The sequence below is a fragment of the Brucella sp. NBRC 12953 genome (assembly GCF_040369775.1).
GTDB classification, from domain to species: Bacteria; Pseudomonadota; Alphaproteobacteria; order Rhizobiales; family Rhizobiaceae; genus Brucella; species Brucella pseudogrignonensis.
Map to the genome: position 1 here is coordinate 595312 of NZ_BAABSV010000002.1, position 15599 is coordinate 610910.

Sequence of the window (15599 nt, forward strand, 5' to 3'; positions counted from 1 at the left end):
AAACAAAGCTGTTTGTAATATTATTCGATCAGCAAAGCATCGTCATCGAGTGTCTGTCCGCGCACTTTGCGGAACATTTCGATGAGGTCTTCAACGCCGAGCGTCTTGCGTTTGTCACCGGTTACGTCGAGCAGAATCTTGCCGCCATGCAGCATGATGGTGCGGTCGCCATAATCGAGCGCCTGACGCATGGAATGCGTGACCATCAGTGCTGTCAGCTTGTTTTCAGCAATCAGCGTGCGGGTCAGTTCCATGACGAATTCAGCCATGCCGGGATCAAGTGCTGCCGTATGCTCATCAAGCAGCAACACTTCTGAACCCGCCAATGTTGCCATGATTAACGAGAGCGCCTGACGCTGACCGCCGGAGAGAAGCTCCATGCGATCCTGCATGCGGTTTTCGAGGCCGAGATTGAGGCTTGCCACGCGTTCGCGAAACCATTCACGGCGCTTGGAATTGAGCGCGTGGGTGAGGCCACGGCGTGTTCCACGCGATGCAGCCAGTGCCAGGTTTTCTTCAATCGTCAGCGTGCCGCAGCTGCCCGCAAGCGGGTCCTGAAACACGCGTGCCACAAGACCAGCACGCTCGGCAGTGGACTTGCGGGTCACATCCTGTCCGCTGATCACAACCTTGCCAGCGGTCGGGATGACATCGCCTGCAAGCACGCCCAGCATTGTCGATTTGCCAGCGCCGTTGGAACCGATCACGGTGACGAACGAGCCTTGCTCCATCGTCAGATTGATCTTGTTGAGCACCTGCTTTTCCAGCGGTGTTCCACGACCGAAGATGACCTCAAGGTTGGATACTTCGATCATGATGATGCTCCTCCGCGGCGCAGGCGCGGCAATATCAGCGCGAAGGTAACAAGAAGTGCCGTCGCAATGTTGAGGTCAGAAGCCTGAAGCCCGACAATGCTGCCATTGGAAAGCGCGAGCTGGATAGCGATGCGGTAGATGATCGAACCGGCAACACAGCCAATGAGAATGACGAGGATGAGACGTGAGCGCAGCAATGTTTCGCCGATGATCACAGCAGCAAGGCCGACAACGATTGTACCCACGCCGGAGGTCACGTCTGCAAAGCCGTTTGTCTGGGCGAAAAGCGAGCCACCAAGCGCTACGAGAGCATTGGAGAGTGCCATACCAAGGTAAATCTGGCGATCAGTGCGTACGCCCTGTGCGCGGGCCATTTTCGGATTGGCGCCAGTTGCACGCATCGCAAGGCCCATGTCGCTTTCGAGGAAGCGCCAGACCAGGAATACCGTGATGGCAACCAGCACAAACAGGAAGGCCGGACGCACATAATATTCAGGAATGCCGTGACCGAAGAACGGAGACAGCATCGTATCCTGATTAATCAGTGCGATATTCGGACGACCCATGACGCGCAGATTGACCGAGAACAGTGCAATCATCGTCAGAATGGAAGCCAGCAGGTTGAGGATCTTGAAGCGCACGTTGAGTGTCGCTGTCACCAGACCGGCAATCGAGCCTGCAATCATCGCAACACCGGCGGAAAGCCATGGATTCCAGCCAGCAAGGATCAGAACGCCTGTTACGGCCGCACCAAGCGGAAACGAGCCATCCACGGTCAGATCGGGGAAATCGAGCACGCGGAAAGCCAGATAGACGCCGATGGCGACAAAAGAGAAGACGAGGCCCAATTCGACCGCACCCCAGAAGGCGATCTGACTCACATTGAGATTCCTTGTTCTTTGCCGTCATTGAAAATGAAAACGCACCATTCAAGGCACATAGATTCACTGGCTTTCGCACATTCAGGCATTTGCCTTCTTATGTCCGAAAGACCTGTTTCAATCACGACCGGTTTTGATTTGAGTTTGTTCCAAACACATTTGCCTTTGGAACCATTCCCCGGTTTTTCATGCGCAATTTTATTGCTTGCGATTGTTCTGGCTCTGTCTTTTTCCCGATACAACCCAAAAGCTCCAATAAGCAAGCATTATCGCTGCAAATGCGCCAAAAAGCACCAGTCTGTGCGCCTGTTACAACATTCAGCTCACTCGGTTTCGCTCATACTTCGCCGCGTGCCCGCCATAGCTCCCAGGCAAATCGTGCGCGGACGCCAATGTCGAGGAATGGTCGTGGTGGCAGTTCGGTCGGGCTGCCGAGCTTCAGCATGTCGTCGATCAGTGGATTGTCGATATCGCAGGCCATGTCGGCTGCAAGAATGCCGCCAATCGTGCCTTTGGTGATGCCGACGCCGTTCTGGCAAAGCGAGGTGTAAACATTCTTGGCGATCTGCCCAAAACCAGGAGCGCCATTGCGTGACAGGCAGATGAAGCCGGTCCATGTGTGTTCCATATCGACGTTTGAAAGCATCGGGAAACGCTCGTCGAACAGCCGTTTGTGCTCACGCTTGATTGTTTGGCGCCGTGCATCCGACTGGCGCAGCGACGGGCAGAAATGCACATTCTGCCGTACCAGTATGCGCCGATCAGAGGTGAGGCGCATGGTGATGCCAGCAAAGGAATTGGCAGGTGTCAGTCCCCAAGGAGCGACTTCGCCGATGGCTTTGTATTCCTGATCGTCAAGCTTGCGGCTGAGGCTCGCATGGGCTGCGAAATTCAGAAGCTTGCGCCTGAAAAAGCCGAACTGCTCACCAAAGCCGTTGACAGTCAGGATCATGGCGGGTGCCTGAACCTGACCCTTTGCCGTGCTTATGAGGATATGGTCGCCATAATCGATTTTGGTTACGGCAGAGTTTTCATAAAGCGTGACATTTGCGGGCAGATTGTCGGCAAGGCCACGCACCAGAGCAGCAGGGTTCAGCAGTGATGTGCCATAGGTGAAGATCGCTGCTTTGAAATGGCTGGTACCGAGTCGCTTGGTAAGAGCATCGCCTTCAAGCCAGTCGAAGGGTTCTTTAAGGCGCTCCAGCTCTTTGACGGTTGGCTCAAGAACCTCACGCATCCCCTGATCGGAAACAGCTGCGTGAAACTTTCCATCCTGCCGCCAGTCGCAGTCGATGCCATGCTGGTCAATCTGCTGTTTCAGATGGTCGATGGCTGCACGCGCCAGCGCACGGTAGCTGTGCGACTTGGCCAGCTCCTCCATCGATGAGCTGACATTGTGCGGCAGATCAATGACAAAGCCTGCAGCGCGTCCGGATGTGCCTTTTCCGACTTCCTGCGCATCGATGAGTGCAATCTGGTCATTGGGCCGGTTTTCGGCCAGCCTCCGGGCGGCGGCTAAGCCTGCATATCCAGCGCCCAGCACAATCCAGTCGGCTTTGATATCGCCTTTAAGTGCAGCTCGTGGCGCACGGGCAGGTAATATCCTGCTCCAGCCATTGGTGTTGTCATCAGCAGGAAGGATACGAATGGCAGGCATTTTGGAAACTCGACAGTTTTAAAAGAAAAGGGCGGGAAATCGTCCCGCCCTTTTCTTTAGGATATAAATCGCAATTATTCGACTTTGCTGGTTGCGCGGTCGATAACGGCCTGAGGGAACTCGACGCCCATCTTCTTTGCAGCAGCAAGATTGATGACGAGGTCGGTGCCCTTGGCGATGTCGACAGCGATATCGCCTGGCTTTTCACCGTTAAGGATTTTCACAACGACAGCGCCGGTCTGCTTGCCAACGTCGTAATAGTTGAAGCCGAGAGCGGCAAGCGCACCACGCTTGACGGAATCCGTATCAGCGGTGAAGAGCGGCAGCTTGCTTTCTTCGGCAACACCGACGGCGCTTTCAAGCGCTGAAACGATGGTGTTGTCGGTCGGCACATACATCGCATCTGCACGGCCAACGAGGGCACGGGCGGCGCCCTGAACTTCTGCCGATTTGGTTGCAGCCGATTCAACGATCTCGATGCCTTCAGCAGAAGCGGCTTCCTTCAGTGCTGCCAGAAGCGACACGGAGTTGGTTTCGCCGGAATTGTAGAGATAGCCGAGCTTCTTGATGTTCGGCATCACTTCCTTGATGAGCTTGATGTGCTCAGCCACTGGCGACATGTCGGAGAGGCCGGTTACATTGCCGCCCGGCTTTGCCATGTCCTTGACGAGCTGTGCGCCAACTGGATCGGAAACAGCGGTGAAGACAATCGGAATATCACGCGTTGCGGAAACAACGGCCTGTGCCGATGGCGTGGAAATCGGAACGATCACGTCTGGAGCTTCGCCAACGAACTGGCGTGCGATCTGCGCAGCGGTTGCTGGATTGCCCTGAGCGGACTGGTAAACGAACTTCAAGTTTTCGCCTTCCTTGAAGCCAGCAGCAGCCAGCGCGTCTTTCACGCCGTCGCGCGCAGCATCAAGTGCCGGATGTTCAACGATAGCAGTAACGGCAACCGTTACATCCTTGGCCTGAGCCGTCGTTACAAGTGCTGTTGCGGCCAGCAAGGCCAGAAGCATAGAACGCATGAAAATCTCCCCTGTTTTGGTGCGTTGCCCATTTGGGCATTTTGTCGGCATACACCTTATATCCAATACCATTTTTTCCAGAATGGGATTGAAGATCTATCCGCCTGAGATTGAGGCTTAATCGGGTCCGTTTGGGCTGTCAACGTGTCGTCATCGCAGGCGCTTTCCAGCCCGCTATATTCTGTTTCATGAACACAGTGTTCAGTGCCCTTTCAATGGCTATCGCCCACCGCCATATTCTGACAAAACAGATGAAAAGTGCCCCTGCACAAAGTTTGAAGCATTGTTCTGCCGCGTCCTGTTTCACGCTGGCCGGATCATGCTCTGAGGAACATAGTCATGAAAAATATCGGCTTTCTCTCATTCGGCCATTGGTCGCCTTCGCCACAGTCGGGCACGCGTTCTGCAAGCGATGCGCTTTTGCAGTCGATAGACCTTGCTGTCGCTGCTGAAGAGCTTGGTGCGGATGGTGCATATTTCCGTGTGCATCATTTTGCCCGCCAGCTTGCTTCGCCATTTCCGCTGCTTGCAGCTGTGGGTGCCCGGACCAGCAAGATCGAGATCGGTACTGCCGTTATCGATATGCGCTATGAAAACCCGCTTTACATGGTCGAAGATGCAGGCGCTGCTGATCTGATCTCCAAAGGCCGCCTGCAACTCGGGATCAGCCGTGGTTCGCCCGAACAGGTGATCGATGGCTGGCGTTATTTCGGCTATGAGCCGGAAGAAGGCATGACCGATGCCGATATGGGCCGCAAGCATGGCGAGGTGTTCTTTGAGGCGCTGAAAGGTGAAGGCTTTGCACAGCCAAATCCTCGGCCAATGTTCCCAAACCCTCCGGGGCTTCTGAAGATCGAACCACATTCGGAAGGTCTCAGAGATCGTATCTGGTGGGGGGCTGCTTCTGACGCAACCGCAATCTGGGCCGCAAAGCTTGGTATGAACCTGCAAAGCTCGACCTTGAAGAAGGACGAAAGCGGCGAGCCTCTGCATATTCAGCAGGCCAAGCAGATTCGCGCTTATCGCGAAGCCTGGAAAGAAGCCGGACATACGCGCACGCCGCGCGTTTCAGTCAGCCGCAGCATTTTTGCGCTGGTGAATGATCGTGACCGTGCCTATTTCGGCAATGGTGGCAAAGAGCAGGATCAGATCGGCTATATCGAGGAAAATCTGCGTGCGGTCTTTGGCCGGTCCTATGCAGCTGAACCAGATCAGCTGATCAAGGAACTTGCCAAGGATGAGGCGGTTGCTGAAGCTGATACGCTGCTTCTGACCGTGCCAAACCAGCTTGGTGTCGAGTACAACGCGCATGTGATCGAGTCGATCCTCAAGCATGTTGCACCGGGACTTGGCTGGCGCTGAGATCATTTCACTTCAAAAAAAAGCCCTGCAGCATTCACTTGCTGCGGGGCTTTTTTTTTGGTCAGAATTTCCCTGAAAGCCGGACCATGGCACCAAACGCATTGTCCCGCAATGCGGTGCGGGTCACATAGGGCGTCAGTGAAAGTTCAACTGCGTCGCTGACGGCATAACTCACACTTGTCCAGGCGGAGCCTCGGGTATGTGAGAAGTCGGAATCGAGCGTCAATACGCCGATATAATCAGCTCTGGCGTCAAATTCGGGATCCTTGTGCGCTACATCCTGCTCGATTTCGAGATTGATCGACCATCGGATTCTGTCGGTCAGCGGCATAGTGAAATTTGCACCCGCATAAGCCGTTGTCAGCTCATATTTCATGTCGCCATAGGTGAACGGAAACAGCGCATTGCTTTCCGTATAGCCATCCATGGACAGATTGCTGTAGCGCAGACCGCCATAATAGCCGAGACGGGCATTATGGAAATCGAGATTGTCCGTCCGCCCCAGTTCCAGCGCCGTGCTCCAGCCTTGCAGCCTGCTTTCGCCGGTTCCAGCTTCTGTATAGGCGAGCTTTGGCCGCGTGATGTCGGTATCATAGCGATTGGTTGCCAGGCTCGCCCGCATGTACCAGTCGCCTATAGCCGTCTTGTCTTTCCATTGCGCAAAGATGCCACCGCCAAAATTATCGCTTCCTGTATCAACGCCGTCCGGCTGATCACGCCAGAAAGAATGGGCGAGGGTGACACCTGCCGAAAAATTGTCGGTGAAGCCGTGACCAAGCGTGAAACCTGTCAGCAAATCCTTCTGACCGCCAAAGCCGCTGATATCGGTAAAAAGCGAATAGCAGGTTTGACCGGCTCTTTCGATGTCGCAGAAGTTTTGCAGCTTGTTCAATGTAAGGCGCTGGGCTTCCATGGCCGAAAAGCTGTTATTTGCCTGTGTGAAGACCGTCGTAACCGTATGATCAAGGTCAATGATTGTTGGAGACGTGACAGGTTTTTCAGCAGAAGGGTTTTCCGTTGGACCGGAGCCCGGATTTGTCGGCGTGGTACCCGGGTTGCCTTCAGGATCAGTTGGAGTGGTTCCCGGATTGGTTTCGGGATCAGTTGGTATCGTTCCCGGATCGGGCTTTGGAAATTTCCACAGCGTGGCGTGAAGCGCTCCTTCAGCTGTTTCAGCTGTTCCGGCGATCACGCTGCCATCCCCTGATACATCCCAGGCAATCGCGTTGTTGCCGCCAATTGTTCCCAAATCGATTATGCCGTCACTGGCTGTCCAGCGAAATGCACGGAGCGCCATCGTATCGGTATAGCTATAGCCGACGATCGCTGTGCCATCGTCGCTGAGGCTGAGAGCGTGAGACAGGCCGCCGCCTAGCGAGCCCAGACTGATCATGCCAGCTTCCTGGGTCCAGCGAAAAGCCTGGTTGAACCCATTGTCAAATGAGGCTGTCCCCACCACAACTTTGCCATCGTTTGAAACCAGATCGGCAATACTATACAGCGCATTTCCGTGAATATTGATATCGACCATGCCGGTCGCAGCAGTCCAGCGGAATGCGTGCTGGGAACTATCGGCGGTGTCGCTGGTGCCAACAACGACACTCCCATCAGCGGAAACGGCACGCGCTGTCGACGTGTTCCCACCCAAAGTTTGAAGACTTACAATGCCACTGGCTTCGGTCCATCGGAAGGCGTGGACATCGGACGATGCCGTCAAACTGTAACCTACGATCGTACTGCCATCAGCCGAGATCGCATGGGTAAATGACGATGACCCGCCAAGTGTACCGATGCTGGTAATGCCATCCTGAAGTGTCCAGCGAAATGCATTGGTTATGGTGTCGCCTGCGAGGTAGCTATCTCCAGTAACAACAGTTCCGTTGGCCGAAACTCCTCTGGAATATGAATTCGTTCCGCCCAGTGTTCCGATATCTCTTATTCCGGTTTCGCGTGACCACCAGAAAGCATGTGATTCATTTTGATTGACAAATGCGCTGCCTATTGCGGCAAGACCATTGGATGAAACTGCCAGAAGTGCTGTTCGTTCTGAACCGCTTAACGAGCCGATATCGGTTATACCGGCCGGCGTCACGATAAAGGATTTATCGTAAGCACCGCCCGCAGATGATCGGCGTATGCCAATTGTTTTGCCATCCGCTGATATGCCAGCCGCATCAGCACGTTCACCGCCAAATGAACCATGAACCTCGAAAGTGGGTACATCAGCCCATGCTTGAGAAGTGAAAAAACTAAGTATTATAGACTTTATAAATATCTTATATTTTTTCATTAAAGTAATAACTCTCTATTAGAGTCTTATAAATTTATTATATTTAATAGGTAGTCAATATATATTGATTCTACTTAAACGTGTATTTAAATTTTACAACTATGATAATTTGGTGATGTTGAGCTACTCGATTGATGAGTGATAAAGCAGAGCCGTGTAATATTACTCCGCACCCGAAAGGGGCGTAGCTTGCTTAGGGTTAAGAGCTGCCATTTTTCTTTTTCGGCGGTCAGTTTAAGCCGTAAACCGCCAGAAGAGTTTTCATGCGGGTAAGGGCAATTTCCCGATGATCGAGAACATTTGCCTGATCCGCGAGGCGGAAGATATCGGCGTAATGCAGGATACTGCGTGCCGATTGCATTCCGGCGGGCATGGTGAAATGGCTTTGATGTCCATTGAGCCAGGCCAGAAACACGACGCCTGCTTTGTAATACTGCGTCGGTGCTTCAAAGATTTTGCGCGATAGTGGCACGGTTGGCTCGATGATCGCGCGGAAGCGGGCATTGTCACCGTCGGCAAGGGCGGCGAGCGCGCTTGAAGCCTGTGGTGCCACTGCATCGAAAATGCCCAGCAGCGCATGGCTATGCTTGTCGCCGTCGCCTTCGATGAGTGGTGCATAGTTGAAATCATCGCCCGTGAAACAGAGAACGCCGTCCGGCAGGCGATTGCGCAGCGCGATCTCGTAGCGCTCTTCGAGCAGCGAAATCTTGATGCCTTCAACCTTGTCGCGATTGGCCTCTATAATGCCGATGACCGTATCAAGCGCGTCTTCAAACTTGTCTGAACCCCAATAGCCTTTTAGTTGTGGGTCGAACATGTCGCCCAGCCAGTGCAGCACGACCTTGTCGCGGGCATGGGTGAGAATATGGCCATAAACCCTGGCATAATCCTCTGGCGAGTGGGCGATGCGGGCGAGTGCGCGGCTGGCCATCAGAATGAAACGACCGCCGTGTTTTTCGATGAATTCAGCCTGGGTTTCATAGGCCTTAATCACGTCGTCAAGGCTTTTTGCTTCCGACGGATCGAGATGGTCGGTGCCAGCGCCAGAGGCCAGATCAGCACCTGCTACGGTGTTGCTTTCTGCCAGCGAGCGGCGGATCAGCTCCTGCGCTCCCGCCCAGTTGAGACCCATGCCGCGTTGCGAGGTGTCCATCGCTTCCGCGATCTGAAAGCCGAGGCTCCAGAGGTGGTGGCGGAAAGCCATTGTCGCATCCCAATCAATCGCCGGATTGTTCCACGGATTGCTGTCTCTCAGCGGGTCTGAAACAACATGCGCTGCGGCATAGGCAATGCGGTTGAATTTCGGAGGAAAGGCGGGGCGCGGTGTCGGGGTGCCGATCAGTCGATATGGTTTTACACTGCCGTCAGCGAATGGCAGGGTCAGCACGTTTTCTGATGATGCGCTCATGTCAGTCCTCCAACTCCACGACGACATGAATAATTTAGATCGTTCCAAATTTCAATATGGTGCTTAAAAAATGCGATTTCAGGCTCTGATTTTGCATTTAGCGTTGCGAAATGCTTCAAAAATTAAGGAAAACCGATGTCAAGAATATGGCAATTCCGTGTTTATTAAAAAAGTTGACAAATTTGGATCGTTCCAATTAACTTAAGGGAACAGGAGACGGATATGAGCAAGAGCAGCATCACGGTCATCGATATCGCACGCGAAGCAGGCGTGTCGAAGTCGACTGTATCGCTTGTTCTGCGTGATAGTCCTCTGGTTCATGCCGAGACCCGGGCTAAGGTTCAGGAAGCGATTGAGAAGCTCGGCTATGTCTATAATCGCTCGGCCGCCAATCTCCGGCAGTCGAAATCGAAGATTATCGGGCTTGTGGTCAATGATCTGACCAACAGCTTCTTTGCTGAGCTTGCCGTTGGTGTTGATCGTGTCATGCAATCGGCAGGTTATGTGCAGTTTCTCGCCAATACAGCGGAAAGCATTGATCGCCAGCGTGAGGTGATTGCTTCGATGCGTGAGCATGGCATTGCCGGGCTGATCGTTTCGCCCGCGCGTGGCACGGAGGCTAGTGATCTGAAACCGTTGGCAAAAAGCGGCCTGCCGGTTGTGCAGATGGTGCGCGATGTGCCGGGATCGGGTGTGTCGTCGATTGTTTCGGACAATCGCGGCGGCGTGGCAAAGGCAGTCGAGCATTTGGTGTCGCTGGGGCATCGCGTAATCGCTTTCATGGGCGGCTATGCGGATACCGCTGTGTTTGCTGAAAGAGTTGCGGGCTATCGTGCGGGGCTTGAGCAGGCGGACATCGTGTTTGATGATGCGCTGGTCTTCACCTCTGCGCCGTCGCGTGCTGGCGGTGTTGAAGCAGTTGAGCGCATGTTGCGGCACGGCATGAAGCCGACGGCAGCGGTGTGCTTCAATGATGCTGTGGCTTTTGGGGTCTGCGATGGTTTGCGCGCTGCAAATCTGGAGCCGGGCCGGGATTTCGGAGTGGTTGGTTTTGATGATGTGATCGAAGCAAAGACCGCTGTTCCGGCACTGACAACTGTAGCTGTTGATCCGCAAGGTTTGGGAGAACGTGCGGCGCAGCTTTTGCTGAAGCAGATCAATTCGGAACGGGTGGAGGCGGAGGCGCAGCGTTTGGCGGTGCGTCTTGCGGTGCGTGCAAGTTGCGGTACGCAATCTAAAAAGGAGGAGAAATTCGCATGGCAAAGTGGGGCCTTATAGGCGCAAGCACCATTGCAAAGGAATGGGTCATCGGTGCCATTCGCGCGACCGGTGGCGAAGTTGCGTCCGTTTACAGCACCAATGCTGAACGTGGCGAAATCTATGCCCGCGAGAACGGGATTGCCCGCTCGGTGACAAGTCTTGATGCGCTGTTGTCCGACCCGGAAATCGATGCTGTCTATATCTCCACCACCAATGAACTGCATCGCGATCAGGCGATTGCCGCCGCCAAAGCAGGCAAGCATATTCTGTGCGAAAAGCCGCTGGCGCTGACGATTGGCGATGCCCACGAAATGCTGAAAGCCGTGCGTGAAGCGGGCGTTGTGGCTGGCACCAACCATCATTTGCGCAATGCTGCAAGCCACCGCGCCATGCGTGATGCGATCGCTCAAGGCAAGATCGGCAAGGTGCTGGGCGCGCGGGTTTTTCATGCAGTTTATCTGCCGCCGCATTTGCAAGGATGGCGCATTGAGCGCCCCGATGCTGGCGGCGGTGTGATCCTCGATATTACCGTGCATGATGCCGATACATTGCGCTTTGTGCTGGGTGAAGACCCGGTCGAAGCTGTGGCATTCAGCCAGCAGGGTGGCTTAAGCGGCGCAGGGCTGGAAGACGGTGTGATGGGTGTGCTGCGCTTCTCCTCCGGCGCGATTGCCCAATTCCACGATGCGTTCACCACCAAATATGCGGAAACCGGCTTTGAAGTGCATGGCAGCGAAGGCTCGCTCATTGCACGCAATGTCATGACGCAGAAGCCGGTGGGGACCGTCATTCTGCGTGACAAGGATGGCGAGCACGAATTGCAGCTCGACCAGAAGAATCTCTACGAAACCGCCTTGCAGGCTTTCCATAATGCCATCGCAGGTAAAGGCCAGCCTTCCGCAACTCTGGAGGATGGGGTCTGGTCGCTTGCGACCGGGCTTGCCGTGCTTGAGGCTGCAAAGACCGGTAAGGCAACCGCTGTTCATTCAGGACTTTGAAAATTATGAGCAAACATATTTCATTTGCGGAAGCAGCATCACTTATTCCCGACAACGCTGTCGTTTCGGTTTCTTCATCGAGCGGCCTCGGCTGCCCGGATATGATGCTGAAAGCGATTGGCGAGCGGTTTGATGAAACCGGCCATCCCCAGAATATCACCACGCTGCACCCGATCGCTGCTGGCGATATGAGTGGCATCAAGGGTGTCGATTACATCGCCAAAAAGGGGCTTCTTAAAAAGATCATCGGTGGTTCTTATCCGTCAGGGCCGTCAAGTTCTGAGCCGCCGCTGATCTGGCAGATGATCACCAGTAACGAGATTCCGGCCTATAATATCCCGTCGGGCATTCTGTTCGATATGCATCGTGAGGCAGCTGCCAAGCGTCCCGGTGTACTGACCAAAGTGGGGCTTGATACGTTTGTTGATCCCAAGCGTCAGGGCACGGCAATGAACGACAAGGCGCGTGAGGAGCCGGTCGTCAGGCAGGTCAGTTTTGAAGGTGAGGACTGGCTCTATTTCCCTAATATCGTGCCGCATGTGACGATCATCCGCGCCACCACTGCCGATGAACGCGGCAATCTCACCTATGAACATGAGGGCGCATATCTTGGTGGGCTGGATCAGGCGCTGGCTGCGCGCAACAATGGCGGCATCGTCATTGCGCAGGTGAAGCGCATTGCCAAGGAAGGCACGCTGAAACCACATGATGTGCGCGTGCCGGGCGTTCTGGTCGATTATATCGTCGTTGATCCCGACCAGAAGCAGACAACGCAGACACTTTACGATCCGGCAATTTCCGGCGAGATTTTCCGTCCGCTCGATACATTCCGCTTGCCTGAATTCAACATTCAGAAGGCGATTGCGCGGCGTGTCGCACAGGAGTTGCAGGCAGGAAGTGCGGTTAATCTTGGCTTCGGCATTTCCGCCAATGTGCCGCGCATTCTGCTGGAAGAGGGCCTGCATGGCGCAGTCACCTGGGTGATTGAGCAGGGGGCTGTTGGGGGCGTGCCGCTCCTCGATTTTGCCTTTGGCTGTGCGTCCAATGCAGACGCCTATATGCCGTCACCCTATCAGTTCACTTATTTTCAGGGCGCAGGCTTCGACGCCTCGCTTCTGTCCTTCCTTGAGATCGGACGCGACGGCTCCGTCAATGTGTCGAAGCTGTCATTCCGTCCGCATGTGACTGCTGGTGCTGGCGGTTTTGTCGATATTACTGCAAGGGCCAAGAAGATTGTCTTCTCCGGCATGTTCAATGCAGGGGCGAAATTGTCGGTCGCTGACGGCAAGCTGGTGATTGAGAAGGAAGGTAAGCTCAAAAAGCTCGTTAATGAGGTTGAGCATGTTACTTTCTCAGGTCCGCGTGGTGTCGAGCAGGGGCAGGACATTACCTATGTCACCGAACGCGCGGTTTTGAAGCTCACGCCGGAAGGGATTGTGCTCACCGAGATTGCGCCGGGTGTGGATTTGCAGACGCATATTCTGGACCAAGCTGAGTTTCCGCTGATTGTTTCGGATCAGCTTAAACTCATGGATGAGGCACTGTTCCGTGACGAGCCGATAGGCCTTGAATTGCCGCAAAAGCCTGCGCGGAAGCTGGAGGCTTAAATGGCTCAACGGATAGACATCTCGATTGAGAACCACATCGCCGTCATGACCATCAAGCGGCCCGAAAAGCTCAATGCGTTTGATATCGAGCTTCTGCAGGAATTGTCTGCGGCCTGTGATCGGGTGGAAGCGGAGTGCACCGTGCGCGTTGCGATCCTGACGGGCGAAGGCAAGGCCTTTTCCGCAGGTGGTGACATCAAGGCTTGGGGCGGCATGGAACCGGCGGAATTCGGCCATGCCTGGGTGCGCTACGGTCATCGTGTGTTCGAGCGGCTTGCGACTTTGCGTGTGCCGCTGATCGCAGCAATGAATGGTCATGCTTTGGGTGGTGGTCTGGAACTGGCAGGTGCTGCCGATATCCGCATTGTCGAGCGGCAGGCAAAAATCGGCCTGCCGGAAACATCGCTTGGTATGATCCCCGGCTGGTCGGGCACGCAGCGTCTTGTGCGCCGTTTCGGTGCGCAGATCGTGCGCCGCATGGTGCTGGGGGGCGAAATGTTCACGGCCGAGGAAGCGCTGTCGCATGGTCTGGTCGATCATGTGGTGGAGACGGGTGCAGCTCTGCAGGCAGCACAAGACTATGCGACGCGGGTGGCCAAGCGCGGACCGGCTGCGTTGGAAATTTCCAAACTGATGCTGTCGATCGCCAATGGCGAGGATAATGGCACGGCAGTTGAGGCGCTGGGTTCCATTCTGGTTGCCAAGACCGGCGATCTGAAAGAAGGCGTGCGCTCGTTTACCGAAAAGCGCGAAGCAAATTTTGAAGGAAAATGGTGATGAGCGTAGTCGTAAAACCGCAGCCGCTAAACGGGCTTGAAGTTCGTGAATTCTCGATGCTGATCGATGGTAAATGGGTTGGCAGTCAAAGCGGCGAGACTATTGAACGCGTAGCGCCCGGCCATGGCGTCACGGTAAGCCGCTATCCTGCTGGCAACAAGGCCGATGTGGAACGCGCGGTTGCGAGCGCGCGTAAGGCTTTCGACGACGGGCGCTGGTCGTCTAAAACCGCATCGCAGCGTTCGCTGATTTTGCTGAAAGCCGCCGATCTGATTGAAGCGCGGGCCGAAGAGCTTGCTTATCTTGATGCAATTGAAGCCGGCAAACCAATTTCTCAGGTGCGCGGTGAAATTGCCGGTTCCGTGGATATCTGGCGCTATGCGGCAGCGCTTGCGCGTGATCTGCATGGTGAAAGCTATAATACGCTGGGCGATGGCACTTTGGGCGTCGTGTTGCGCGAGGCAATTGGCGTTGTTTCTATCATTACGCCGTGGAATTTCCCGTTCCTGATCGTCGGCCAGAAGCTGCCATTTGCTTTGGCCGCGGGCTGCACGGCAGTCGTAAAGCCTTCGGAGCTGACTTCCGGATCAACATTGTTACTCGGCGAAATTCTGACTGAGGCAGGCGTCCCTGACGGTGTCGTCAACATCATCACCGGAACGGGCGCTGATGTCGGCCAGCATATGAGCACGCATCCGGATGTGGACATGGTGTCGTTCACCGGTTCCACAGGTGTGGGCAAGCTGACAATGGCCAATGCGGCGCAGACGCTGAAAAAAGTATCGCTGGAGCTTGGTGGCAAGAATCCGCAAATCCTGTTCCCGGATGCGGATATGAATGCCTTTATCGATGCGGCCGTGTTCGGCGCATGGTTCAATGCAGGCGAGTGCTGCAATGCCGGTTCGCGGCTGATCGTGCATCGCTCGATTGTCGATGAGATTGTTGGGCGCGTTGCTGATCTGTCGAAGAAAGTGATCGTCGGCGATCCGCTCGATGTCAGCACGCAAGTGGGCGCGATCATCACGCCACAACATCTGAGCAAGGTTGGCACCTATGTCGATCAGGCCAAAAAGCAGGGTGCTACAATTGCCCATGGCGGCGATGTGCTGGATCTCGGCCTTGGCCAATATATGGGACCGACCATTATTGCAGGTGTGAAAGCAGACATGGCTGTTGCGCGTGAAGAAGTATTCGGGCCGGTTCTGTCGGTGCTGTCTTTTGATACGGTGGATGAGGCAATTTCAATTGCTAATGCGGTTGATTATGGCTTGTCAGCTGGCGTGTGGAGCCGCGATTTCGATACTTGCATGAACATTGGCCGCAAGGTGCGGGCTGGTACGGTCTGGATGAACACCTTCATGGACGGCACGCCGGAGCTGCCTTTTGGCGGTTATCGCCAGTCGGGTCTGGGTCGCGAGCTGGGCCGTCATGCGGTGGAGGATTATACCGAAACGAAGACGCTCAACATGCATATCGGTGCGCGCACCGGCTGGTGGATGCCGCAGGCTAAGTAAGG

At 54.8% G+C, this 15599-nt stretch carries 12 protein-coding genes; 6 read left to right on the plus strand and 6 right to left on the minus strand.

From position 1 onward, the window contains the following. Window positions 1–20 precede the first annotated feature (20 nt). The 4 genes from ABWV94_RS06725 to ABWV94_RS06740 all read right to left on the minus strand — a co-directional run bounded on the left by ABWV94_RS06725 (window position 21) and on the right by ABWV94_RS06740 (window position 4381). Window positions 21–815: an ABC transporter ATP-binding protein gene (locus tag ABWV94_RS06725; protein ID WP_007872386.1), complete on the minus strand. Its 795-nt coding sequence runs from the start codon at window positions 813–815 to the stop codon at window positions 21–23. Then, entirely contained in the window at window positions 812–1696 is an 885-nt protein-coding gene (locus tag ABWV94_RS06730; RefSeq protein WP_024898468.1) for an ABC transporter permease, read from the minus strand. The genes ABWV94_RS06725 and ABWV94_RS06730 overlap by 4 nt, the downstream gene beginning before the upstream one ends. A 337-nt stretch (window positions 1697–2033) precedes the next feature. After that, window positions 2034–3353, minus strand: coding sequence for an NAD(P)/FAD-dependent oxidoreductase (locus ABWV94_RS06735; protein WP_113499549.1), 1320 nt, complete (start codon window positions 3351–3353; stop codon window positions 2034–2036). Between the two features lie 74 nt (window positions 3354–3427). Continuing rightward, window positions 3428–4381, minus strand: a complete 954-nt coding sequence (locus ABWV94_RS06740; RefSeq protein WP_007872370.1) for an ABC transporter substrate-binding protein — start codon at window positions 4379–4381, stop codon at window positions 3428–3430. A gap of 339 nt (window positions 4382–4720) precedes the next feature. Between ABWV94_RS06740 and ABWV94_RS06745 the strand changes: the two genes are divergently transcribed. Then, window positions 4721–5743, plus strand: coding sequence for an LLM class flavin-dependent oxidoreductase (locus ABWV94_RS06745; RefSeq protein WP_007872368.1), 1023 nt, complete (start codon window positions 4721–4723; stop codon window positions 5741–5743). Between the two features lie 61 nt (window positions 5744–5804). Here the strand turns inward: ABWV94_RS06745 and ABWV94_RS06750 are convergent, their stop codons facing one another. Together ABWV94_RS06750 and ABWV94_RS06755 are read right to left on the minus strand one after the other, a co-directional pair. Further along, entirely contained in the window at window positions 5805–7835 is a 2031-nt protein-coding gene (locus tag ABWV94_RS06750) for an autotransporter domain-containing protein (protein WP_162761761.1), read from the minus strand. A 427-nt stretch (window positions 7836–8262) separates the two neighbouring features. Next, on the minus strand, window positions 8263–9441 hold the full coding sequence (locus ABWV94_RS06755; RefSeq protein ID WP_113499545.1) for a dihydrodipicolinate synthase family protein: 1179 nt from the start codon (window positions 9439–9441) through the stop codon (window positions 8263–8265). A 222-nt stretch (window positions 9442–9663) separates the two neighbouring features. Between ABWV94_RS06755 and ABWV94_RS06760 the strand changes: the two genes are divergently transcribed. From ABWV94_RS06760 to ABWV94_RS06780, 5 genes are read left to right on the plus strand one after another with little or no spacing between them, the layout of a single operon-like run. Beyond that, window positions 9664–10719 carry a LacI family DNA-binding transcriptional regulator gene (locus tag ABWV94_RS06760; protein WP_113499543.1) on the plus strand — a complete coding sequence of 352 codons (1056 nt, stop codon included), beginning with the start codon at window positions 9664–9666 and terminating at the stop codon, window positions 10717–10719. Next, window positions 10698–11699, plus strand: a complete 1002-nt coding sequence (locus ABWV94_RS06765; protein WP_113499540.1) for a Gfo/Idh/MocA family protein — start codon at window positions 10698–10700, stop codon at window positions 11697–11699. The genes ABWV94_RS06760 and ABWV94_RS06765 overlap by 22 nt, the downstream gene beginning before the upstream one ends. A 5-nt stretch (window positions 11700–11704) precedes the next feature. Continuing rightward, entirely contained in the window at window positions 11705–13306 is a 1602-nt protein-coding gene (locus tag ABWV94_RS06770; RefSeq protein WP_113499538.1) for an acyl CoA:acetate/3-ketoacid CoA transferase, read from the plus strand. Then, window positions 13307–14083 carry an enoyl-CoA hydratase/isomerase family protein gene (locus ABWV94_RS06775; RefSeq protein WP_113499536.1) on the plus strand — a complete coding sequence of 259 codons (777 nt, stop codon included), beginning with the start codon at window positions 13307–13309 and terminating at the stop codon, window positions 14081–14083. It abuts the gene before it with no gap. Next, a complete protein-coding gene (locus ABWV94_RS06780; RefSeq protein WP_113499533.1) occupies window positions 14077–15597 on the plus strand; it encodes an aldehyde dehydrogenase family protein in 1521 nt (506 codons plus the stop codon). The genes ABWV94_RS06775 and ABWV94_RS06780 overlap by 7 nt, the downstream gene beginning before the upstream one ends. Window positions 15598–15599 lie beyond the last annotated feature (2 nt).